Genomic DNA, 20,966 nt, shown 5'->3' on the forward strand with positions numbered 1-20,966 from the left:
GACAAAGCTTTCCATAAAATCGTCCTCTATGCCCAAGAAAAGGGCTTTCTCAAAGATTGCTTGGGCGGAGCTGATTCTACCGTTATCAAAACTACTCAAAAAATCGATCGTTTTAAAAACCCTTCGGAAAATATTCGCTTCTTAACCGGTCTCACAATGAGACTGGTTAGGAACCTGCGAGTGAACCCTGCCTGCCGGCAGGCACGGCTCGCGGTTCCTAAAATCTACGAGGAAACCGCGACGTTTACCTGCCCGTCCGGCAGGCGGGTCCGAAAAGGTCGGCCTCCAAAGGCGGCCAGGCCCGGAAATTGGGCGGCGATTGGACGTCCTGACGTATCGTCGGAACCATTTCAAATGAATAAATCTGTTCGGATATTTTCAAATGCGGCCAGATTTCTTTTATGATATCATTCTGATATGTCCAAAAAGAACTTATTAACCACCACAGCCGAAAGGCAAAGCAAAAAAGTCAAAATTTCTGTTTTTGATTATGATGGCGATCAATTCACCGAAAGGGATATCACAAGTGAAGAATGCGTCAGCTTCAAAGAAAAACCTACGATCACATGGATCAATGTCGATGGTATATATGACCCGAAGATAATCGAAAAAATAGGGGATTGCTACGGGTTAAGCAAGGCTATTCAAGAGCAAATATTGGATACAACCGGGCGGCCGAAGATCGAGGACCTTGGCGGCCAGATATTCATAATACTCAAAATGTTCCTCTATAATAAGGATACCTCAAAGATCATATCCGAGCAGGTAAGCATGGTCATTGGCAGATCATGGGTAATAACATTCCAAGAGCGCGGCCAAAAAGAAGATGTATTTGATCCTGTAAGAAAGAGGATCAGGACTTCGGGGACCAAGATCAGGCGTTCGGGGACAGACTATCTTGCCTATCGCCTGATCGATTCGATAGTCGATAATTACTTTTTCATAGTTGAAATATTGGGCGATGAGATAGAAAAGAACGAAGATGAAACATTGCGCAACCCCTGCCAAAAGACCCTTCACATCATGCAGAAGATCAGGAAGGAGATTCTTTATCTTCGAAAATCAATTTGGCCGGTCAGGGAAATATTGAATTCACTCCAAAGGGGCGAGTCTATTTTAGTCTCTGACGAGACCCGTAAGTACCTAAGGGACCTATACGACCATACGGTGCAAATAATTGACGCAATTGAAACTACTAGGGATACTTTGTCGTATCTCCTGGATATCTATTTATCAAGCATCAGCAATAAATTAAATGAGGTCATGAAAGTATTAACTATGATATCGACGATTTTTATGCCTTTAACATTCTTGGTCGGGGTTTACGGGATGAACTTTAAACATTTTCCTGAACTTGATTGGAAATACGGCTATTTGATGGTTTGGATCGTAATGTTTATCATAGCCGGAATAATGGCTTATATTTTCCGAAGAAGAAAATGGCTCTGATCTCATGATCTATAATCCCCAGAAGGTATATTTAATATTCAATAAACCATATGGAGTGCTCTGCCAATTTACAGACGAGCTTGGACGGAAGACCCTAAAGAACTTTATTCCGATCCAGGGTATATATCCTGTCGGTCGGCTTGATTTTGATAGTGAAGGCCTAGTTTTTCTTACAAACGATGGTGAACTTAACCAGCAATTGAGCAACCCGAGGTTTAAACTGCCAAAGACCTATCTTGTCCAAATAGAAGGAGTTCCAACCGAAGAAGAATTGTATGAGCTAAGGCATGGTGTCTTTATTGAAGGAAGAAAGACAAAAGCGGCAAAAGTTGAAGTATTGGACGAAGAACCTGAACTTTGGCCGCGAGAAAAACCTATCAGATTCAGAAAAAGTGTTCCGACTACGTGGATAAAACTATCAATTGTTGAAGGCAAATATCACCAAGTAAAGCGCATGACCGCGGCGGTAGGCCACCCATGTTTGCGTCTGGTCCGTGTTAAAATAGGCCTTATCGACATGCGAAACCTCCAACCCGGCAAATACCTCTTCATCAAGAAGCCAATAATAAGATAATAAGGCTAAGTACCAAAGCGACAATAGTGGCACAGAACCTCGAAAATGAAGATCATTTGCAGTATAATTGCACCATATGAAAAATATCTCCCATACGCTATAGCATTCGGGATCGATAATAAATGGCTGAACAGGTTCAAAGGTTTGGCGATAATGGCGCCTCTTTGGCACCATTCGTCTTTTACCGATCAATCCGGCAAGACCTTCAACGCTTCATCTTTTGAGGGTTTCGGCGGGGGCCGAAGCGGCGGTGGTGGTGGTGGCGGCGGAGGAGGAGGAGGAGGCTGGTAAAAAGTTACGATCTTTTTCTTCTTAAAATAGAATTGGGAGATATTCGATCCAATTTTTCGGTTTCAATAAAAACGTGATATCCGTTATGCGCGGTTTCAAGCTCATGCCCTTTTTGATCCACTAACTTTTTTACTTTTAATTTTCTAAAATTAAAATATGCAGGATCAATTATTTCCAAAATATCGCCTTTCTTGAAATAATTCCTACCTAATACTTCTACGGTATTTGTTCCTTTATCGAAACTTCTAACGACACCCGTAAAATCATAACCTCTAACATATTCGCCCTTAGTATTGTTGTAATCGTTATCGCTAAAATAGAACCCGATGGTGTAGCTTCTATGCGATATCTTTATTAATTCAGATAGAAATTCCGGGTCGTATTTGTTTGAATCGATCGCGCGCCTGTATATCCTTGCGACTTGGGCAACGTAGTACGCTGATTTCATTCTGCCTTCGATCTTGAACGAATCGATGCCGGATCTTTTCAGTTCTTTTATATGCTCGATCATACAAAGATCTTTTGGGCTCATAAGATACGTTCCTCGAGGGTCTTCGATAACCTCGATCTCTTCTTTCGGCCTTTTTTCTTCTATTATCTTGTATTCCCATCGGCATGTGTGGGCGCACTCCCCGCGATTAGCGGATCGACCCGTCATGTGCTTTGACAGAAAGCATCTTCCCGAATATGCCATGCACATTGCGCCATGGACAAAGGCTTCGATCTCGACCGACGGATTCGCATTTTTAATATTCTTTATCTGCGCCAAAGAGAGCTCACGGCCCAAAACAATTCTTGAAACTCCTAAACTATTCCAAAACTTAACGGCTTCGGAATTAAGAGTGCTTGTTTGCGTACTCAAATGGATCTTAACTTTTAAATTATTTTTCTTTATCAAATAAATAAGGCCTGGATCGGAGATGATGACGGCATCTATTCCGATCTTTATCGCTTCTTTTAAATATTTCGTCATTTTAGGCAGGTCTGAGTCGTAGGAGAAGATATTCATGGCAAGATAAACTCGAACATCTTTTTTATGTGCAAGATTTATCCCGAGTTCTAAATCTTTAAGTGAAAACGCAGTCTGATCAGCTCGGAGGGAATAAACGCCGGCCCCAACATATACGGCATCAGCCCCAAACCTGACAGCTGTTTCAAGTTTTTCGAGGTTTCCGGCTGGGATCAGTAATTCCGGTTTATGTTGAGATATCATCTATATTGATTTTACCCTAATACGATTCACGTATGCAAGAAATGCGATTTTGGGATTTGACGAAAAACACTGCAAATTTATCATATTTTTCTGAATTAGTTGGCATGATAATTGCTATGAAGTTCAGAAGATTACGCATCCAAGCAAAATCGAAAACTGCAGACACTGTCTGCAGAAATTGGCTGGTCCAATAATATCCTAATAATCAATCAAATAAAAGATCACAAAGAACGAGAATTTTATCTCAAAATATGTTTAAAGGAGCGATGGAGCTATAGAGAATTGCAGCGGCAAATTGATACTGATTTATTCGTACGCTATATGAGCGTTAAAGCTTCAAGAAAAACCTTGCCGGCCAAAACAAAAGATTCTCTTGCCCCATTTAAAGACCATTATGTCCTTGATTTTCTGGGTCTGAAGAAGGCCTATTCCGAAGAAGAAATGAGAAAATCGATTTTGGCCAACTTAAGAGATTTTTTTCTGGAATTTGGCAGGAATTTTACCTTTGTAGGCGAGGAGTATTCCCTTAGAGTCGGAGATGAAACCTATAGGATCGATCTTTTGTTCTCCTGGCGGGCTGGTCAAGGGAATAACAATCAAAAATCTTGGCACGAAGAGCCGAACTCGCAATCCCTTGATCGCTGATTTGTTTTATCGAGCCGACTTGGCAGAGAGAATCGGCTCAGGGATTAAGCGCATGGGCGATCTGCCGATCCGCTGGATCGCGGCCTTTTCAATCAGCTACTTTTCTCATCTGATACTCGACATATTTAATCGCCGCGGCTCGAAAATGTTCTGGCCTGATCCGGGCAGAGATGTAATCCCGAGAAATCCTAAATTCAGGTCGGAATCCGGCTCAAAAGATGAGCTTTCCGCGGATATTTTTGCCTCTCATGTCAGGGTTAAAAAAACGACCATTCCTAGGAACAGAAAGGAAATGACTTGATCCTATCCTTTGCCTCAAAGGATCAGATCGAGAAGTTGGCCCTAACCGAGTATTTCGATTTGCAAAAGAAAAAGGATCAGACCGAGCTTTCGGGCTTAAATGCTCGAGCTGAAAAGGTGCAATCCCAGATCAATGAGATTGAGTCCGGCAATGGCTTAACCCCTCTTGGCAAGCAATTACTGCTCAATAAAGAGGAAGCAGAAAAACAGCGGGTTCAGCTTGCCGAATTAAAGAGTCAGTTTGACGAGATAAGTGTTAAAATAGAGGAGATTAAGATTAAGATGAAAGCACGGAAGTTTGTATTTTCGGGTGAGGTTTACTTAAGACAGTGATAACAATATAAGGAAAATGGGGGTCAATTAGAAGGGGAATTATGAAAAAAGAAGATCAGCAATCGCAATACGGTCAAATTCCTTGGGATATGGGAGCAGATTCATAATCCTGCGTTTAAAGGTCTCGAATTCGAGACCTTTAAAAAATAGGCTGGAATGAATAATTTTTCCCTCACACCACAGAAGTGGGTTAAGGCTACCAATGCTATCGGCCTTATCTCCAAAGCTGGAAGGTATGGCGGCGGCACATATGCGCATAAAGATATTGCCTTTGAATTCGGCTCATGGCTTAGCGCGGAGTTTAAGCTTTATCTGATCAAGGAATTCCAGCGGTTGAAAACAGAAGAAGACAATCGTCTGGCCCTTGGCTGGGACATGAAAAGGACGCTGGCAAAAATCAATTACAAGATTCATACTGACGCGATCAAGGAGCATTTGGTCCCGCCGCTGGTTTCCAAACAGGCGGTGAATCTGGTTTATGCCAGCGAAGCTGATGTTTTAAACGTGGCCTTATTTGGCCTAAGCGCCAAAGAATGGCGAGACCGCAATGCCGGCAAAGAGGGGAATATCAGAGATCATTCAACTGTTGAACAGCTGGTAGTTCTCTCAAACCTTGAAAGTATGAATGCTGAATTTATCAGGCTGGAACTCTCTCAAGGGGAGCGGCTGGAGAGGCTTAATGAAATTGCCATAAGCCAGATGAGATCGTTATTGGACAGCTCATCGATTAAGAGGTTAAAATAGACCATGAAAAAACCAATTTCTATCTTTTTGATAATAATATTTATACATTAATAGATGGTGGCTTGTCCTCCGAAGTCATGACCATCTTTCGAGGGACTGAACTAAGTTTTTTTAGAGGCCTGCGCCAAGGGCGCTCGAGGCGTTTGTCCCGCAGATACTCTAGGGGATTCTTCAACTTCAATTTTATAAGAGGTGCGAATCTTTTGCGTTTTTCTTTTTACTTCTTCTAAGAGCCGGGCAGTTCCTAATAGCTGAGCAATATACTCTTTAAAAAGAAACAAGAGCTCTGAATTCATCCAGCGTTCAGCTTCTCCGGTTTTCTCAAAACAAGCAATCAAAAGTCCCGCCAAGGAATAATTGGTTTTTAAAGGCATTAACATAACTGTTTCAAATTTAGCTAAACTTAAAAGGGATGGGGTCAGCAGTGACAATCGTTTAACGCCATTTTCCGAAATCAAGGCGGCGACATCTGAAGTAAAATAATTTTTATTGCTTTTAAAGATTATTTTAAGCTTGTTCCCTAAACAAAATCGCACGTTGGCTGTGCTCGTGGAGAATAAGTCTTCTAATTTTTTGTGCAGGCCGCTTTTGATTCCGCTTGCACATCCAAATTCAAATTCTTTTCTATTATTCATTAAGAACAGAACGGTGTATTTAGCTTCCAGGGTTTTTCGGGAAAGCGAAGTCACTTTTTCAGCCAGTTTTTTGAGATCGACTTCCCTTAGGCTTTTTAGAGCTTTCAAAATTTTTCTTTCAGCTAATGGTTGGGGGGCTTTGCCTCCCTTTTTAGAGGGTGTTTCTTCTATGAAGTATGAGAGGGGTTCCCCTAAAAACTCCGCGATTCTTTCCAGATCTACCAGGGAAATCCAACGTTTTGCCCTTTCATAATTTGAGATAGAAGCTACGCTATAACCCAGGAGGCCCGCCAATTGTTTGGCGGTAATGTTTTTTCTTAAGCAGGCCTCTTTAATGCGGCTGCCAACTCTTTCATAAATAGTCACTATGCCCACCTCTTTATTTGCTTAAACTTAACATTAACACAATGTTAATAAGCATGTCAATCAAGTTGGGGTGTTTTACATTTTGTTGTTGAGGGGGGGGCATAGCGTTTTGTCAAATAAATGGAATTTACAATATGTTAAGAAATGCCTATTGCGGCCATTTGCTTGGCTGGCTATACTTAGTCTCAATGTCGATTGTTTGAGAAAAAAGATTATGGACAAGGAAGCAAAAAACATGAAGATTAATAACGAATATTCCCCCATAGATGTTTCTTTCCGCAGAGAACTGCAGGAGCTTTTCCCCCCCCCCCCCCCCCCCCAGAAATTATGTCGAATAAATAATTATGTAAAAGCGAATTCAGAATCTGTTTTAGAATCTAAAATAATAAAAGTTGAAATGGAAGCCGAGTTTTTATAACTCGGCTTTTTGTTTATTTTATGTAAAAAGGAGGTGAAAAAACATGGCAGTTGAAAAAGCGATTGGAAGCTCCAGCTTGGTAGAAGTGGTTGATCGCATCCTTGATAAGGGATTAGTGATTGATGCTTGGGTTAGAGTTTCATTGGTTGGTATCGAAATTCTGGCGATTGAAGCCAGAGTGGTCGCCGCATCAGTAGAAACTTATCTAAAGTATGCTGAAGCAATCGGCTTGACGGCGACCGCAGCTTAAGGCTCGGTCAGTCATAAGGGGCCTGCCGAAGCATCCTTTTAAAGCATGCCTCGCCAGGAATCCCCTGAAATAAAAAATTATGGAAACTAAAGAAATTGAAGTTGGATACCCATTTGAAAATCTAATGCAGGATTATGTGGAACTTCGCGAAAATCTTGCCCGTAATGGCTCTGTGCGCAGAAAAGATTTCGATAGCATGATGCAGGGGGTTCTTTCAGGCCAGGATAAAAAGGAAAGAGAAATAAAAACCTTGGTCAATGATTATTTTAATGAGCAAAAACAGATTACCCAAACCTTAAAAGAAAAGTTGGAAGAGTTTAAAGAATCCCTTGCCCGGGGAGATTCTCAAAGAGTTCAAGAGTTTCAGGCTTTTATTAAAGACATTCTTTCAAAGCAGGAACAACGCAAAGAAGAAACAACCATGAAATTGAAGAAATTTCAAAAAGAACAGGAGGTGATGTCAGGAAAACTGAAAGAGCTTTTAGCCAAGGGACGGGATCTTCGCGCTAAAGATTTCAAAATAATGCTTCAAGAATTAGGAAGCCAAAAAGATGCGAGATTGGCCCGTCAGGAAGAACGAAAAGAAGAAGTGCGCGAGATTTTGGCTTCCGCGCACAAATATAAAAGAGGAGGGAAATAAACATGGGATTAGCAGATGAGATGAAAAAGATTGCGGAAGATATTGTGGTGGCCCATGATCTGCGGGTAAAAGCTGTCGGTGATATAGTAACCGATGTGCATAAAACCCTTAAGGGTTTTGCTTCGGACAGAAAAAAGATGAGCGCCGAGCAAGCTAAAGACCTGACAGATTTTGTAGCCGAGTTAGCTAAAAACGTGGGCAGTTTAATCAAGGGATTTACAAAAGATCGTAAAGCCATGGCAGGCGAGTTAAAAGAAACACTGGCAAAAGCAGTCAAAGACATTGAGACCTATGTGGCAAAAAAGCTAAAAGAGTTTTCCGATAGCCACGCGGCAATGAGTGACGAACTCAAAAAAGAGCTTGATAAGTATGTCGCAGGCATTGCTTCAGACATCAAAAAACTCCTGGGTGGCTACGCTAAAGACAGAAAAGAACTTGCCGCTGAATTAAAGAAAATGGCTGCCAATTGGCAGGAGGGGACTAAAGGTCTGGCCAAGAAAAAAGGAGCCAAATCCAAAGTTAAAGCCGGCGCCAGTGTAAAATCCGTAGAAGAAGTGATCGGCCGATAGGAAAGAAGAGTAAAAAACTCTTCGAGGGGGCAGAGATGCCGGAGAAAAAACTTTTAACCTGTGCTTTTTGTAAAGGAACGGGGAAAGATCCCTTTGATCTTCTTTCCCGACTTGCTTCTTGTCAGGTCTGTGGCGGAAAAGGGGAAGTAGAAGTTTATGAACCGATAACAGAGTGTCCCTTTTGCAAAGGAACAGGCGTTTACCCGCATAGTCGGCTGACCTGTTCTTTTTGCCGAGGGAAGGGAGATTTTACCCGTAGAGGAGGTGAAAAATAAAATGTATACAAACACAGATGAAATAAACACGGTTCTTGAGCCAACCCCGATGCCGGATTTTGTGGAAACGCCTTATATCAAAGATATTACCGCTCGCGCTCTTAATTATGTAAAAGCGGGTTTTCCCGTGCATTTCAGAGGGGCTTCCGGCACCGGCAAGACTACTCTTGCTATGCATATTGCCGGTAAACTTAAAAGGCCCATGGTGCTGCTGCATGGGGATGAGGAGTTTACTACTTCTGATCTGGTGGGCGGTGAATATGGCTATCGCATACGCAAGGTGGTTGATCGTTTTATCTCCAGAGTATGTAAAACGGAAGAGGATATGGTAAAGCGCTGGGTTGATAATCGCTTGACGGTGGCTTGCAAGTACGGGTTTACATTAATATATGATGAGTTTACCCGCTCCCGGCCGGAAGCCAACAATATCCTTCTTTCTATTTTAGCGGAAAAGATCATGGATCTGCCGGTAGGGAGAGGTGATGAGCCCTATCTAAAAGTTCATCCGGAATTTACTGCCATTTTTACTTCTAATCCGGAAGAATATGCCGGAGTGCACCGCAGTCAGGATGCTCTGCGCGACCGCATGGTTACCATGGATCTGGACCATTTTGATTATGAGACAGAAGTCGCGATAACTAAGGCAAAATCCAAGATCCCCAGAAAAGAAGCGGAGATAATTGTAAATATTGTCAGGGGATTAAGGGAATCTGAAAAGTGTGAATTTGCGCCCACCATTCGCGGCTGCATCATGATCGCCAAAGCGCTCAAAATCCAAGATTTAAATCTGGTAAGCTCCAATGGCAGCTTTTTGAATATTTGTCAGGATGTCTTGGCTTCAGAAACCAGCAGGGTGGGATCAAAAACCAATCAGACCAAGGTTAAAGAAATAGTTAAGGGATTGGTTAAAAAGTGCGCTTAGCCCGGACTTATTAGAAAGGAGGTAGGATCGTGAAAAGGAGAACCCAAAGGTTAGGTTTGAGAGACGTTAAATCCATGCAATCCATTAGCGCCCGTTCTATTCCCCGGGTACAGAGATCAAGCTATCTGGATTTGTACCTCATGACAGAAAAGAGGCGGCGGCTGGAAAAAGAAATTTCAATCTTAGAAGTAAGGAGGAATATTGCCAGAAAGCAATTAACCATCATCAATAAAAACATTGATAAATTACAAGGTGAGGGGATTGAAAAACAAAGGGGAAGGTCTCGTCCGCCCGCTTCCAAGCCGATGAAAAGGATGGCGATACATTATGGTTAAAGAACGAGGAGAATTTGGCTTGGGCGGGCTTTTTAAAGGTCTTGAAACGTTGATCGATCTCGCGGCAAAAGTAAAAGAGGCTGGCGGAGAAATAAAAAAGGAAGGAGAGATCGATCTTAGCCATCTTAAGGAAGGGATGAAGGGGGTCTTCGGGGTTACAATCAGAACTGCGGAGGGCGGCAAGCCGGTAGTTGAGCCCTTTGGCAACATCAAAAAGACGCCTCAAGGGCCAAGCGTTGAGGCCGAGAGGGAACCCATCACCGATGTCTTTGATGAAACAGACGAAATTCGCGTCTATGCCGAAATGCCGGGAGTAAATAAGACTGATATTAAATTAGATTTAAAAGATGATATTCTTGATATTTCAGCCAAAAGCAGGGACAGGAAATATCATAAAGAGGTTTTACTGCCTCTGAAATTAAAGGTAGAAAATTTAATTTTTAGTTATAAGAATGGTATTTTGGAGGTTAAGATTAAAAAGTGAAAGATTTCTTAACCCTAAAGGTAAAAGAGGCACTATCTAAGGATGTCGGCAGGGCGATTGCCCGGATTGATCCCGAAGACATGAAGGAACTTAGCTTAGAAGTGGGCAGTATCGCGCAGGTTGAAGGGAAAAGAAAAACGGCGGTGAAGATAATGCCTTGTTATGCTGAAGAGAGAAGGAAAAAGCTTGTCCAAATGGATGGAATTTCACGAGAGAACGCGCAGGTTGGTCTTGATGAAAAGGTAAAACTTCGGAAAATCGACTGCAAGCCCTCTTCTAAAATCACCCTTGCTCCTTTAACCGTATCCAGTTTACTTCGAGGGGAAACAGATGCTAAATATATAGGGTCCCTGATGGAAGGACTGCCTGTCGTCAAGGGGGACAGGATCAGGGCGATACTTTTTGGTTCAAGATCGTGTGATTTTAAAGTGTTGGATACTATTCCCGATGGTTTTGTTTTGATGAGCCCTGCTGCCTTATTAAGAATGGAGAGCAAGGGAGGAAAAGAGCCCTGTCCCGTAAAACTTTCATATGAAGATATCGGCGGGCTTTCTACACAGATACAAAGGATCAGGGAGATGATCGAACTCCCTCTCCGTTATCCTCAAGTCTTTGACCGGCTGGGGATTGATGCGCCCAAGGGGGTTTTACTTTATGGTCCTCCGGGAACCGGCAAAACATTAATTGCGCGGGCGGTAGTAAATGAGACTGACGCTTATTTTGTAAGCATTTCCGGTCCGGAAGTGATGGGGAAATTTTATGGTGAATCCGAAGGCAGGTTGCGCTCCGTTTTTGAAGATGCTCAAAAACATGCTCCGGCTATTATTTTTATTGATGAAATAGACGCCATTGCTCCCAAAAGAGAAGAGATGGGGGGCGAAAAACAGGTGGAGCGGCGGGTGGTGGCGCAACTCCTCTCTCTGTTGGATGGTTTGGAATCTCGCGGTCAGATCATTGTAATTGGCGCTACTAATATTCCTAATACTTTAGATCCCGCCTTGAGAAGGCCCGGCCGATTTGACCGGGAAATATCCGTCCCCATTCCGGATAAAAATGGGCGGCTGGAAATTTTGCAGATCCATACCCGCGGCATGCCTCTCTCAAAAGATGTCAGTCTTGAGAAATTAGCTGAAATTACCCATGGTTTTGTCGGGGCGGACATTCAGGCCTTAGGCCGGGAAGCGGCAATGTCCGCCTTAAGAAAAATCCTTCCCAAAATAGATTTTGAAATGATGGAAATCCCATATGAGACCCTGCTTAAACTGGAAGTAACCATGGATAATTTTAGAGAAGCGATGAAGGAAGTTGAACCCTCTGCTATTCGAGAAGTTTTTGTAGAGGTGCCGGACGTCAAATGGGAAGATGTTGGAGGATTGGATAATATCAAGGAAGAATTGAAAGAAGCGGTTGAGTGGCCACTTAAATATGCGGATGTTTTTAAGCAAGCAAGCACCAACCCGCCCAAGGGGATTTTACTCTATGGAGAACCAGGAACCGGCAAGACCCTTTTAGCCAAAGCCGTGGCGCACGAAAGCGGCGTGAATTTTATCTCGATCAAAGGGCCGCAGCTGATTAGCCAGTATGTGGGTGAATCAGAGCGGGGAGTAAGAGAGATATTTAAGAAAGCAAAACAAGCGGCGCCGACTGTTCTTTTTTTAGATGAAATTGACAGTCTAGTGCCTAAAAGAGGGTCAAGTTCAACGGATGCTCATGTGACGGAGCGGGTGATCAGCCAGTTTTTAACGGAAATGGACGGGATCGAAGAGCTTAAAGGGGTGGTAGTTTTAGCCGCGACTAACCGATTGGATTTGATCGACCCTGCCCTTCTACGCAGCGGTAGATTCGATCTCTTACTCGAATTGCCTCGGCCTGATACCAAGGCGCGCTTGGAAATATTTCGCATTCATTCCAGGAATAAGCCGTTAGAAAAGGATATTAACTTGAAAGACCTGGCGAAAAGAACCGAAGGTAAAGCAGGCGCTGACATTGAATTCCTCTGCCGCCGGGCGGCAATGCTTGCCATAAGAGAATTTATCGGGCATAAATGTCCGCAGATGGATGGCCCGGTAATAAAGCTGAAGCATTTTGAAGATGCTCTTTTATTGGCAGAAAATCAAACTGTAGGGCAAGGGTTTATCCCTTGCTTGCAGGAGAAATAAATTATGTTGGAAAAATATATTTACGGCATTATAAATTCAAACGAAGAGAAATCTATTAATATCGAAAACGAGAATGCCTATGTAATTTCTTGCGATGGCATTTCCGCGGTAGTGAGCGATGCGGAAAAAGTTGACTATCGCAATTTGCCCCGAGAGACCTTGGCCAGATGCCTTGTCAAACACCAACAAGTGATTGAGAAGGTTATGAGGAACTTTACGATTATTCCTATGCGCATGGGAACTTACGCGACGGATGAAGAAGAAGTCAGGCGGATATTGGCAAAAGGGTATCCATTAATAAAAGACATATTAAACCGAGCGGCTGATACTGTTGAAATCGATGTCGTCGCGACTCGGAATAATTTTGAACAGATACTCAAAGAAGTCGGAAATGAACCGGAAATTAAGGAGTTTAAAGAAAAAATAATAACCGAGGCAAAAGGGATTACCCTTGAAGACCAGTTGAAAATTGGAGCTTTGGTTAAAAAAGCCTTGGATGCAAAAAAGGAAAGCATCGCTTCTGAAATACAAACGGCGTTAAAACCTGTCAGCCTGGATGTTAAAACGCATGCGGCCATGAATGATCAAATGGTAATGAATGCTGCTTTTCTGATTAATATTGTAAACCGAGAAGAATTTGATCAAAAAATAGAGGAGCTGAATGCTAAATATGCGGACAAACTAAATTTTCGCTGTGTCGGGCCGCTTCCATCCTACAGCTTTTATACTCTTGAAGTCTTGGAGCTGAAATTTGATGAAATAGAATGGGCAAAAAAGAAATTAAGGCTGCGAAGCGGGCAGATCGGCGAAGATGAAGTAAAAAGAGCGTATAAGAAGTTCGCAAAATTATCTCATCCCGATGTAAAGGAAGGCGGAGATGCGGAGTTCGAGGAGATAACCAAGGCCTATAAGCTTTTGAAAAACTATTCCCGGGCGGGAAATGACGCTTTGCTGGTCAAAGTAAGGGAAAGTTAATGGAAGAAGGCAAATATATCTATTGCATTATCGGCACAAAGCAGGAGAGGAACTTTGGCCCTATTGGCACAGGAGAAAGGGGGAATGAAGTTTTAACTATTGGCTATGATGATTTGAGCATGGTGGTAAGCAGTCATCCCTTGGGCAAACTGATTGTCAATCGTGAAAATATGCTGGCGCATGAGAAGGTAATAGAGAAAGTTATGGAAGAATTTGACGCGGCGCTGCCGGTCAGGTTTGGAACCGTCGCCTCTTCCGCCGATGAAATAAGGGGGCTTCTGGATAGAAGATATCGGGAATTTAAGAACCTGCTTATGGCAATGGACCATAAGATAGAATTAGGCGTCAAGGGAATATGGAAAAATATGGATGAAATATTTAATGAAATTGTGGCAGAAAATAGAGAAATTAAGGGACTGAAGGCGGAAATAGAAAAGCAAAAAGACAAAAAAAACATCCAAGCCAAGATGGCGGTTGGAAAAATGATTGAAGACGCGCTGCAAGCAAAAAAAGAAAAAGAAAGCGGGGTGATAATTGAAAAATTAAAAAAAACCTCCCTTGATTACAAGCTTAATAAAACCATTAGCGATGAAATGTTTATTAACGCCGCCTTTCTGGTGGATAAGGGCAGGGAAAAAGAGTTTGATAATATTATGGCCGACTTGGATCGAAAATATAAAAATCGGGCTAAATTTATGTATGCGGGGCCTTTGCCGCCATATAATTTTGTAAATATCACAATTTATCCGGGAAAATGGGAGGCGTAAAAATGGTTTTAATTGGTACCGAAGCTGAAGTTGTAAATGTTATTACTAAATTAAATGGAGCAAGTAAAAGTGAGATCAATCAGGAAATCAGCTTGACTTTGGACTACATCGGCTATATTTGCAGTTATTTGGTCAGGAAGGGACATCTGATCTATTTCAGCGGCCGCTATTATCCGGCCGGCACGCCGCTTGAGCTTTTACCCAAAAGACAACCAAAAGTGGATAAAAGCTTTGCCAGTGAGATTGCCGATGAAGTAGCCAAGAGAATAGGAATAAGTCGCGGTGAGAGGTTGGAGGAAAGGCGGGAAGAGAGAGTAAAAATAAAAACTGACTTTGATGTTCCAATTAAAGACGAAAGTGTGGGATTAGAAAGCAATATTAATAAAGTCGGCGCAAAGCCGGAAAAAGAAAAGGATGATATTGATGAATTAATTGAATCGTTAACCAGGGTGCGAAAAGGAGGTAGATAAAATGGCGGCAAGCAGTGAAGAAAGCAAGGTAAAAGAGCTTAAGGGCGAAATACAAAGAGGCAAGGGAGTCGATATTGGGACCATGTTTGTTAAATGCGCGCAAAAGGAGGAAGACAAAATTGTTTTCCGCTCTCAGCGCAATTCCTTCTTTGAAATAGAGCATAACGATTTTACCAAAAAGATTCTCGACAATTCTAATGTGCGCTACATTGTCAAGGAAAACAAGCTTTACGTGGTAGGCGATGAGGCGATGCAGTTTGCCAACATGTTCAATCGCGAGGTTAGAAGACCCTTAGCTAAAGGGGTTATCAGCCCTTCGGAAAAGGAAGCTTTGCCCATGGTGGAATTGCTTATAAAAAGCGCGGTTGGCCAACCCAATCATCAAGGAGAAATCGTTTATTTTTCGGTGCCGGGTGAACCTCTGGATGCGGAGTTTAATATTATTTATCATTGCAAGGTTCTCGAAGGATTTTTGCATACCCTTGGCTACACGCCGAAATCAATTAATGAAGCTCATGCCATCGTGCTCTCTGAGCTTGCCGAAGAGGACTTTACCGGTATTGGTCTTTCCTTTGGTGGCGGAATGGTCAATGTTTGCTTTAGTTTTATGTCGGTGCCGATCTTCAAATTTTCAGTGACCAAAGCGGGTGATTGGATAGATTATCAGACTGCTATGGCGGTGGATGAAACGGCCAGCCGCGTCTCAGCTATAAAAGAAGCATCTCTGGATCTAACTAAGAAAGACGGTTTAAGTAAAATAGAAACCGCCTTGTCGATTTACTATAACCACTTGATTGAATACGTGATAGAGAATATAAAGCAAGAGCTGGACAAAACCAAAAGAATGCCGCAGATTGATAACCCGATAACCATCGTTTTGTCCGGCGGTACTTCCCTACCCAAGGGGTTTGATCAAAGATTTAGACAAATTTTAGAACAGTTAAAATTGCCACTGCCGGTTGGCAAGGTAAGAATGGCTGCTCAACCTCTGCGTTCCGCAGCCAAAGGAGCCTTGGTTGCCGCCAGCGCGGATGAAACGAGGAGGTGATAAAAATGGCAAGCGGTGGAACAGAAGCAAAGGTCTTGGATGTGATTGCGCGCTTAAAGTTCCCGGATAGGAGGCAGATCTGCAGGGCTTTAGGAATTTCAATAGAGTATGTGGATTATTTGTTAAATTATCTGCGCAGGAAGGGACGTTTACTCTACAACAAGGGAAGATATTTTCTTCCCGGTGCAAGGCGAAGGAAAGTTGGTGTTTTAAGAAAGATAAGGAAGAAAAGGAAACCAGGCAGAAAAAAGAAAAGATAATATTGATGGAACAAGCAGTTAAAGAAGGCAAGTATATTTATTGCATAATAAAGGAAAGCAAACCAAAAAAATTTGGCGTGCTGGGGATTGGCGGCCGGGGGGATCAGCCGTACACAATTTGTTCCGATGGCGTGTCAGCTGTGGTCAGCAACGCTCCGATTAAAAAGTATGCTGTTTCCAGGGATAATACCCTGGCGCATGAAAAGGCCATAGAAGAAGTGATGAAGGAATACACGGTTTTGCCGGTGCGCTTTTGCACTATTGCGGAAAATGAAAACGTGGTCAGGAAGATTTTAGAACATGAGAAGGATAAACTTACGCCTCTTTTTAATAAGGTGGAAGGTAAAAGAGAGTTGGGATTAATGGCGCATTTTAAAGAAGAAGCGATCTATGCGGAAGTTTTAGAAAAATATCAAGATATAAAGCGGTTAAAAAAGGAGATTGAAATGTTGCCGCCGCTCAAAACTTATCATCAGCGCATGGAGATCGGAAGAATGGTGGAAACTGCCCTGCGCGAAGAAAATGAGACTTATAAGGAGCTTATTTTAGAATCTTTAATTCCTTTAGCCGAGGAGGTAAAGGAAAATAATCGCTATGGCGAGATCATGATTATCAATGCTGCCTTTTTGGTAAAAAAGGAAAAAGAGGCGGAGTTCGATGCAAAAGTTAACGAGCTGGATGATAAATATGGCAGATTCATGAGATTTAAATATACCGGCAACCTGCCGCCTTTTAATTTCGTTAACTTAATAATTGACACTTCGACTTTCGCTCAGTGTCCAACAGGGAAGTACTCATGTTCATAATCGATGACATATTGCTTTTGCCTTTGCAGCCAGTATTGATGGTGGCAGAAAAGATCGATGAGATGGTTCAAAAAGAACTGTACGACGAGGATCGCATCAAGGAGAATCTAATGAATTTGCAGCTTAAACTGGATATGAACCAGATCAGCCAGGAAGAATATGAAAGACAAGAAAAAAACCTTTTAGAGCGCTTGAATCAAATTATATCGGAAAAGGAGGAGTAAAAAATGGCGAATATTGAAACGGTCGGGAAAACAGTTTCAGAATTTTTAAAGAAGGCCTTGAACGTTAAAGACGTGAAGGTTGTCAAAGTTGCTAAAATTGATAACAGTTGGGAATGCGAGGCCGAGGTATATGAAGAGAGCTCCTTTATAAAATCACTGGGGCTTCCGACCAAAACTCAGGACCGCAACTTTTACAGCGTCAAACTGGATGCCGGATTGGAAGTGGAATCTTACGGGAGAATTAAGGAAGGAAGCGAATAGTCGCCAATGCTTATCTATGTGTATTGCATAACCAATATAGAGCCAAATCTAAACGGTTCCAAAGAACTGGTAAACAGTCTTTATTTTATCAGTGAGCAGGGACTTTACGCTGTGGTAAGCGGAGAAAAGGAAGAAGAATATGGCCAGGAAAATCTGGAGAAGAACCTCTCTAATCTGGAATGGATCAAGCAAAAGGCCGCTCTGCATGAAAAAGTGATTGAACAAATTATGGAACAAGTCGGCGTGATTCCCTTTAAGTTTGGAACCCTGTTCAATAATGAACAAAATCTGAAAACTATGCTGATTGAACATGGCGAGGAATTCAAGTCTGATTTAGACCGGCTTGCGGATAAAGAAGAATGGGGTATAAAGACCTATTGCGATAAAGAAAAATTAATACAAAATCTCAAGGTGGAAAATGAAGAGATGAAAGGAATTGACGATGAAATCAATATGGCTTCACCCGGCAAGGCTTTTATCTTAAAGAAAAAAAAGGAGGAATTGCTGAATATCGTCTTGAGTAAAACTCTCAACATTTATATTCAAGATAGTTTTAATCAATTGTGTAAACATTGCCAAGAAGGATGCCTTAATCGTTTATTGCCCAGAGAGGCTACCGGAAAGCATGAAGACATGATTCTAAACGCCGCCTTTTTAGTTGCCAGGAATAAAGTTCCCTATTTTAGCCAAGAAGTTGATTGCCTTAATTCTGATGGCAAAGAAAAAGGGGTTAACTTTGATTTAAGCGGTCCCTGGCCGCCTTATAATTTTTGCCTGCCCCGATCCGATCGAGGTCAGCCCATGAATAAGAAGGTCCAAAATGAATAATATTTATCATAAATCAAAGGATGTTTCTTTATTGGAAGTTTTAGACCGGGTATTAGAAGCAGGCGTAGTTATCTCCGGAGATATTGTAATATCCGTGGCTGATATAGATCTTGTTTATTTGGGTCTTCGCGCCTTGTTAAGTTCCGTGGAAACCATGGAGCAATTGAGAGGCGCTCCTATGGCTGGCCCCATGCAGGAATCAAACTAAAATGGAAACGGAAGTTTTAGAAAAAGAAGAACGAAAATTAAAAGGATCCCTACCCAACCGGCTTAATATAGATCCTAAGAATGTAGAAAAAGGGTTAGCTAAACTTGTTTTAACTCTGGTTGAGTTAATCAGGAAATTGCTTGAAAAACAAGCTATGCGGCGCATTGACGGCGGCTCTCTTTCTGATTCTGAAATTGAAAATGTGGGCGAAGCTTTGATGAAGTTGGAAACTAAAATGGGAGAATTAAAAGAGATCTTCGGGCTAAAAGATGAGGATTTGAATTTGAATCTAGGTCCTTTAGGAGATTTGATGTGAGACATGAGGAATATCCAAAAATAAGCTGTCCAATATTTAAAAGACAAGAAACAGCAATAAAAGATATTACGGATAAAATTAATACGGCTAAAGGAATTAAGGGAAAAGCTGCCCTTGCAGAGGAGCTAGAAAAAGAAATAGAGGTGCTTCTTTCCTGTCCGGATTACGACGGCGAAAAGCTGGATTGCAGAAATTGTGAGTTCATAGCTAGCTTGCGCAAGCAAACAGCCGCGCTTATTAGACACGCAAGAAAATTAAGTTAAGGGGGATTTTATGATTGAACAAAGAACGATGATGCATCCCATGCAGGCTACTAATCTGGCTGATATTTTAGAGCGGGTTTTAGATAAGGGAATTGTTATTGCCGGGGATATCAAAATTCAACTGGCTGATATCGATTTGCTTAATATTAAGATAAGGCTCTTAATCGCTTCCGTAGACAAAGCAATGGAGATGGGAATCAACTGGTGGCAGCAGGATACTTATTTATCAACCAAAGCCAAGGACAAAGCCATTGTCAAAGAAAATGAGGCATTGAAGAAAAAATTGGAGCGTTTAGAGGCTAAATGAGAACTCTTATTTACGTTCCGATTATCCATACCAGCGCTGATCTGGGATCTTTGTCTAAAAATGTAAGTAAAATGGGAATAAAGGAATTGGGCGAAAAGGTTTGGGAAGAGCATCTAATTACGGTTGATGCTTTTTGGAGGACGATAGTGGATTATTTTGAAGGAATAGAAGTGAAAGACATGAAAATTTATCAGGATGGCATGGTAGGGGAAGATGATGTTGGAAAGTTAATGGTTGAATCCGGCGCTCTGGCGGGAAGTAAAAACCACGAATTAGTGCTGAATCTTATGAACCGGGGAGCTTTATTGGTTAAGACCGAAGATTATAAACTGGTTAAAGACGAAAGAGATAAATTGCTTTCTATAACCGAGGATAAGTCTCTTATCCAAAAATTGATTGCCTTTTTAAAATACAAAATGGTTAAAGATCGGCTTTTAAAACAAAGAAATGAATATATTGCCGGGAGAATAGACAAAACTTTGGGCCCGGATGAGAGGGGCGTCCTTTTTATTGGCGCCTACCATAACCTTAAATGTCGCTTACCGAAAGATATTAGAATTACGGAGATAAAAGATGCTGATAAAATTAGAGAATACCATCAACTCCTCCCTTTTTGTAATAAAAAAAAGAAGAGGTTTGAGGAATTGAGCAAATATCTTACTTCCAGAGTTGAAGTTTAAAAATGAGTGAAAAGGAAGATAATAAAGATGTTGGGAAACAATTGCTGGGGCTTTATCTTACCAGATATCAAGGTGAAGCCTATCGGCAGTTTGATGAAAAACGGGGCAGGGATTTGCTTTGGCCCTTTAAATTTGTGTGGTTTATTTTAGCGGAGTTATGGCGGTTATTGCAAATGCTGTTCGGAAGATCAAAGCAAAAGCCGTGAAGATTGAAAAATAAAGGAGGTGGCACGGAATCAGTGAATTGGCTTTTTTATTTTATTAGGAGGAGGCAAGATATGAATTTGCAAGTTAATTTGGGTTTCTTAAGTCCAGTTAAAGAAGTATTATTGATCGTTTCTCCCATGCTTTTGAACTTGCTGTATGCGCTGATTTTATTGCTTGTCGGTATTTTGATCGCCAAGGGGTTGCAATGGTTAGTAATAACAATATTTGAAGCTCTCCAACTCGACAAAGGATCGAAGCAAATTGGTTTTACTGAACTTTTAACCAAAGGCGGGACCAAAAAAAGTCCTACTGAACTTTTGGGGGATTTAATTTATTGGCTGTCAATTTATGTGACCGTAACAACAACGGCAAATCTTCTAGGATTAGCTTCAGCAAAGGCTTTGCTGGAAGGATTGCTTGCCTATTTGCCAGCGGTATTTTCTGCCGCCTATATTTTAGGCGTGGGTGTTTTTGTGGCGATTTTAATTGCCGCAATAGTTTTAATCATTTTAAATAATATTGGCTTGTCGAATGCGAACACCATAGCAAAGATCGTGCAATACGCGATTGTTATTTTTGCTTTCCTGGCGGCGATAGGCCAGCTTGGCATTCCAGCAAATTGGATCGTATCCTCCATCCAATTGGTGGTGGGTGCGATTGCTCTATCTTTTGCGATTGCTTTTGGCCTGGGAGCTAAAGATAAGGCTTCAGAGCTTTTGGATAAATTCTTTGGATAAAGTTTGA

The 20,966-nt window shown here is 41.8% G+C and carries 32 protein-coding genes and 1 pseudogene; 31 read left to right on the forward strand and 2 right to left on the reverse strand.

Annotated elements, in window-relative coordinates:
• Positions 1-417: 417 nt before the first annotated feature.
• From corA to HZC34_03980, 3 genes are read left to right on the forward strand one after another with little or no spacing between them, the layout of a single operon-like run.
• The gene (corA, locus tag HZC34_03970) at positions 418-1,449 is read left to right on the forward strand and encodes a magnesium/cobalt transporter CorA (protein MBI5700989.1); all 1,032 of its coding nucleotides are present in this window, start codon (positions 418-420) and stop codon (positions 1,447-1,449) included.
• 4 nt (positions 1,450-1,453) lie between these two features.
• Positions 1,454-2,023, forward strand: a complete 570-nt coding sequence (locus HZC34_03975; GenBank protein ID MBI5700990.1) for a pseudouridine synthase — start codon at positions 1,454-1,456, stop codon at positions 2,021-2,023.
• Between the two features lie 45 nt (positions 2,024-2,068).
• Positions 2,069-2,314: a hypothetical protein gene (locus HZC34_03980; GenBank protein MBI5700991.1), complete on the forward strand. Its 246-nt coding sequence runs from the start codon at positions 2,069-2,071 to the stop codon at positions 2,312-2,314.
• A 4-nt stretch (positions 2,315-2,318) separates the two neighbouring features.
• Here the strand turns inward: HZC34_03980 and HZC34_03985 are convergent, their stop codons facing one another.
• Positions 2,319-3,527, reverse strand: a complete 1,209-nt coding sequence (locus HZC34_03985; protein MBI5700992.1) for a U32 family peptidase — start codon at positions 3,525-3,527, stop codon at positions 2,319-2,321.
• A 282-nt stretch (positions 3,528-3,809) separates the two neighbouring features.
• On the opposite strand from HZC34_03985, the gene HZC34_03990 reads away from it, so the two are divergent.
• The 4 genes and pseudogenes from HZC34_03990 (at position 3,810) to HZC34_04005 (ending at position 5,549) form a co-directional block, all read left to right on the forward strand.
• Positions 3,810-4,172, forward strand: coding sequence for a DUF1016 family protein (locus HZC34_03990; protein ID MBI5700993.1), 363 nt, complete (start codon positions 3,810-3,812; stop codon positions 4,170-4,172).
• Positions 4,066-4,473, forward strand: coding sequence for a hypothetical protein (locus HZC34_03995; protein ID MBI5700994.1), 408 nt, complete (start codon positions 4,066-4,068; stop codon positions 4,471-4,473). The genes HZC34_03990 and HZC34_03995 overlap by 107 nt, the downstream gene beginning before the upstream one ends.
• 59 nt (positions 4,474-4,532) lie before the next feature.
• Positions 4,533-4,805, forward strand: coding sequence for a hypothetical protein (locus HZC34_04000; protein ID MBI5700995.1), 273 nt, complete (start codon positions 4,533-4,535; stop codon positions 4,803-4,805).
• A 54-nt stretch (positions 4,806-4,859) separates the two neighbouring features.
• Positions 4,860-5,549: pseudogene (locus tag HZC34_04005) on the forward strand (KilA-N domain-containing protein).
• Between the two features lie 101 nt (positions 5,550-5,650).
• Here HZC34_04005 and HZC34_04010 read toward each other — a convergent pair.
• Entirely contained in the window at positions 5,651-6,550 is a 900-nt protein-coding gene (locus tag HZC34_04010; protein ID MBI5700996.1) for a helix-turn-helix transcriptional regulator, read from the reverse strand.
• A 109-nt stretch (positions 6,551-6,659) separates the two neighbouring features.
• On the opposite strand from HZC34_04010, the gene HZC34_04015 reads away from it, so the two are divergent.
• From HZC34_04015 to HZC34_04130, 24 genes are all read left to right on the forward strand, one after another.
• Entirely contained in the window at positions 6,660-6,968 is a 309-nt protein-coding gene (locus tag HZC34_04015; GenBank protein ID MBI5700997.1) for a hypothetical protein, read from the forward strand.
• Positions 6,969-7,011: 43 nt separating this feature from the next.
• Positions 7,012-7,218 (forward strand): gas vesicle structural protein GvpA, encoded by a 207-nt coding sequence (gvpA, locus tag HZC34_04020; protein MBI5700998.1) that lies wholly within the window; start codon positions 7,012-7,014, stop codon positions 7,216-7,218.
• A gap of 79 nt (positions 7,219-7,297) precedes the next feature.
• The gene (locus HZC34_04025; protein MBI5700999.1) at positions 7,298-7,858 is read left to right on the forward strand and encodes a hypothetical protein; all 561 of its coding nucleotides are present in this window, start codon (positions 7,298-7,300) and stop codon (positions 7,856-7,858) included.
• A 2-nt stretch (positions 7,859-7,860) separates the two neighbouring features.
• Positions 7,861-8,427, forward strand: coding sequence for a hypothetical protein (locus tag HZC34_04030; protein ID MBI5701000.1), 567 nt, complete (start codon positions 7,861-7,863; stop codon positions 8,425-8,427).
• Positions 8,428-8,703: 276 nt separating this feature from the next.
• Positions 8,704-9,624 (forward strand): gas vesicle protein GvpN, encoded by a 921-nt coding sequence (gene gvpN, locus HZC34_04035; GenBank protein MBI5701001.1) that lies wholly within the window; start codon positions 8,704-8,706, stop codon positions 9,622-9,624.
• 29 nt (positions 9,625-9,653) lie between these two features.
• On the forward strand, positions 9,654-9,959 hold the full coding sequence (locus tag HZC34_04040; protein MBI5701002.1) for a hypothetical protein: 306 nt from the start codon (positions 9,654-9,656) through the stop codon (positions 9,957-9,959).
• On the forward strand, positions 9,952-10,443 hold the full coding sequence (locus HZC34_04045) for an Hsp20/alpha crystallin family protein (GenBank protein MBI5701003.1): 492 nt from the start codon (positions 9,952-9,954) through the stop codon (positions 10,441-10,443). Before HZC34_04040 ends, HZC34_04045 begins: the two co-directional genes overlap by 8 nt.
• Positions 10,440-12,602, forward strand: coding sequence for a CDC48 family AAA ATPase (locus HZC34_04050; GenBank protein MBI5701004.1), 2,163 nt, complete (start codon positions 10,440-10,442; stop codon positions 12,600-12,602). The genes HZC34_04045 and HZC34_04050 overlap by 4 nt, the downstream gene beginning before the upstream one ends.
• Positions 12,603-12,605: 3 nt before the next feature.
• A complete protein-coding gene (locus HZC34_04055) occupies positions 12,606-13,577 on the forward strand; it encodes a GvpL/GvpF family gas vesicle protein (GenBank protein MBI5701005.1) in 972 nt (323 codons plus the stop codon).
• The gene (locus tag HZC34_04060) at positions 13,577-14,344 is read left to right on the forward strand and encodes a GvpL/GvpF family gas vesicle protein (GenBank protein MBI5701006.1); all 768 of its coding nucleotides are present in this window, start codon (positions 13,577-13,579) and stop codon (positions 14,342-14,344) included. The genes HZC34_04055 and HZC34_04060 overlap by 1 nt, the downstream gene beginning before the upstream one ends.
• Positions 14,345-14,346: 2 nt before the next feature.
• Positions 14,347-14,814 (forward strand): hypothetical protein, encoded by a 468-nt coding sequence (locus HZC34_04065; protein MBI5701007.1) that lies wholly within the window; start codon positions 14,347-14,349, stop codon positions 14,812-14,814.
• A gap of 1 nt (position 14,815) precedes the next feature.
• Positions 14,816-15,862, forward strand: a complete 1,047-nt coding sequence (locus HZC34_04070) for a hypothetical protein (protein ID MBI5701008.1) — start codon at positions 14,816-14,818, stop codon at positions 15,860-15,862.
• Between the two features lie 5 nt (positions 15,863-15,867).
• Positions 15,868-16,122 (forward strand): hypothetical protein, encoded by a 255-nt coding sequence (locus HZC34_04075; protein MBI5701009.1) that lies wholly within the window; start codon positions 15,868-15,870, stop codon positions 16,120-16,122.
• Between the two features lie 5 nt (positions 16,123-16,127).
• Positions 16,128-16,928: a GvpL/GvpF family gas vesicle protein gene (locus tag HZC34_04080; protein MBI5701010.1), complete on the forward strand. Its 801-nt coding sequence runs from the start codon at positions 16,128-16,130 to the stop codon at positions 16,926-16,928.
• Complete coding sequence (locus HZC34_04085) at positions 16,919-17,152, forward strand: gas vesicle protein GvpG (protein MBI5701011.1); 234 nt, start codon at positions 16,919-16,921, stop codon at positions 17,150-17,152. Before HZC34_04080 ends, HZC34_04085 begins: the two co-directional genes overlap by 10 nt.
• Positions 17,153-17,155: 3 nt before the next feature.
• Positions 17,156-17,413 (forward strand): hypothetical protein, encoded by a 258-nt coding sequence (locus HZC34_04090; protein MBI5701012.1) that lies wholly within the window; start codon positions 17,156-17,158, stop codon positions 17,411-17,413.
• A gap of 6 nt (positions 17,414-17,419) precedes the next feature.
• Positions 17,420-18,241 (forward strand): GvpL/GvpF family gas vesicle protein, encoded by an 822-nt coding sequence (locus HZC34_04095; protein MBI5701013.1) that lies wholly within the window; start codon positions 17,420-17,422, stop codon positions 18,239-18,241.
• Positions 18,234-18,449 carry a gas vesicle protein gene (locus HZC34_04100; protein MBI5701014.1) on the forward strand — a complete coding sequence of 72 codons (216 nt, stop codon included), beginning with the start codon at positions 18,234-18,236 and terminating at the stop codon, positions 18,447-18,449. Before HZC34_04095 ends, HZC34_04100 begins: the two co-directional genes overlap by 8 nt.
• Position 18,450: 1 nt before the next feature.
• Positions 18,451-18,765: a gas vesicle protein K gene (locus tag HZC34_04105; protein MBI5701015.1), complete on the forward strand. Its 315-nt coding sequence runs from the start codon at positions 18,451-18,453 to the stop codon at positions 18,763-18,765.
• A complete protein-coding gene (locus HZC34_04110; GenBank protein MBI5701016.1) occupies positions 18,762-19,028 on the forward strand; it encodes a hypothetical protein in 267 nt (88 codons plus the stop codon). The genes HZC34_04105 and HZC34_04110 overlap by 4 nt, the downstream gene beginning before the upstream one ends.
• 10 nt (positions 19,029-19,038) lie before the next feature.
• Positions 19,039-19,335 (forward strand): gas vesicle protein, encoded by a 297-nt coding sequence (locus HZC34_04115; GenBank protein ID MBI5701017.1) that lies wholly within the window; start codon positions 19,039-19,041, stop codon positions 19,333-19,335.
• Positions 19,332-20,015 (forward strand): hypothetical protein, encoded by a 684-nt coding sequence (locus HZC34_04120; GenBank protein ID MBI5701018.1) that lies wholly within the window; start codon positions 19,332-19,334, stop codon positions 20,013-20,015. The genes HZC34_04115 and HZC34_04120 overlap by 4 nt, the downstream gene beginning before the upstream one ends.
• A 2-nt stretch (positions 20,016-20,017) precedes the next feature.
• On the forward strand, positions 20,018-20,221 hold the full coding sequence (locus tag HZC34_04125; GenBank protein MBI5701019.1) for a hypothetical protein: 204 nt from the start codon (positions 20,018-20,020) through the stop codon (positions 20,219-20,221).
• A 72-nt stretch (positions 20,222-20,293) separates the two neighbouring features.
• Positions 20,294-20,959: a hypothetical protein gene (locus tag HZC34_04130; GenBank protein ID MBI5701020.1), complete on the forward strand. Its 666-nt coding sequence runs from the start codon at positions 20,294-20,296 to the stop codon at positions 20,957-20,959.
• Positions 20,960-20,966: the final 7 nt, after the last annotated feature.

This window comes from Candidatus Saganbacteria bacterium, assembly GCA_016223245.1.
In the GTDB taxonomy this organism is placed as follows: Bacteria; Margulisbacteria; WOR-1; order XYC2-FULL-46-14; family XYC2-FULL-37-10; genus JACRPL01.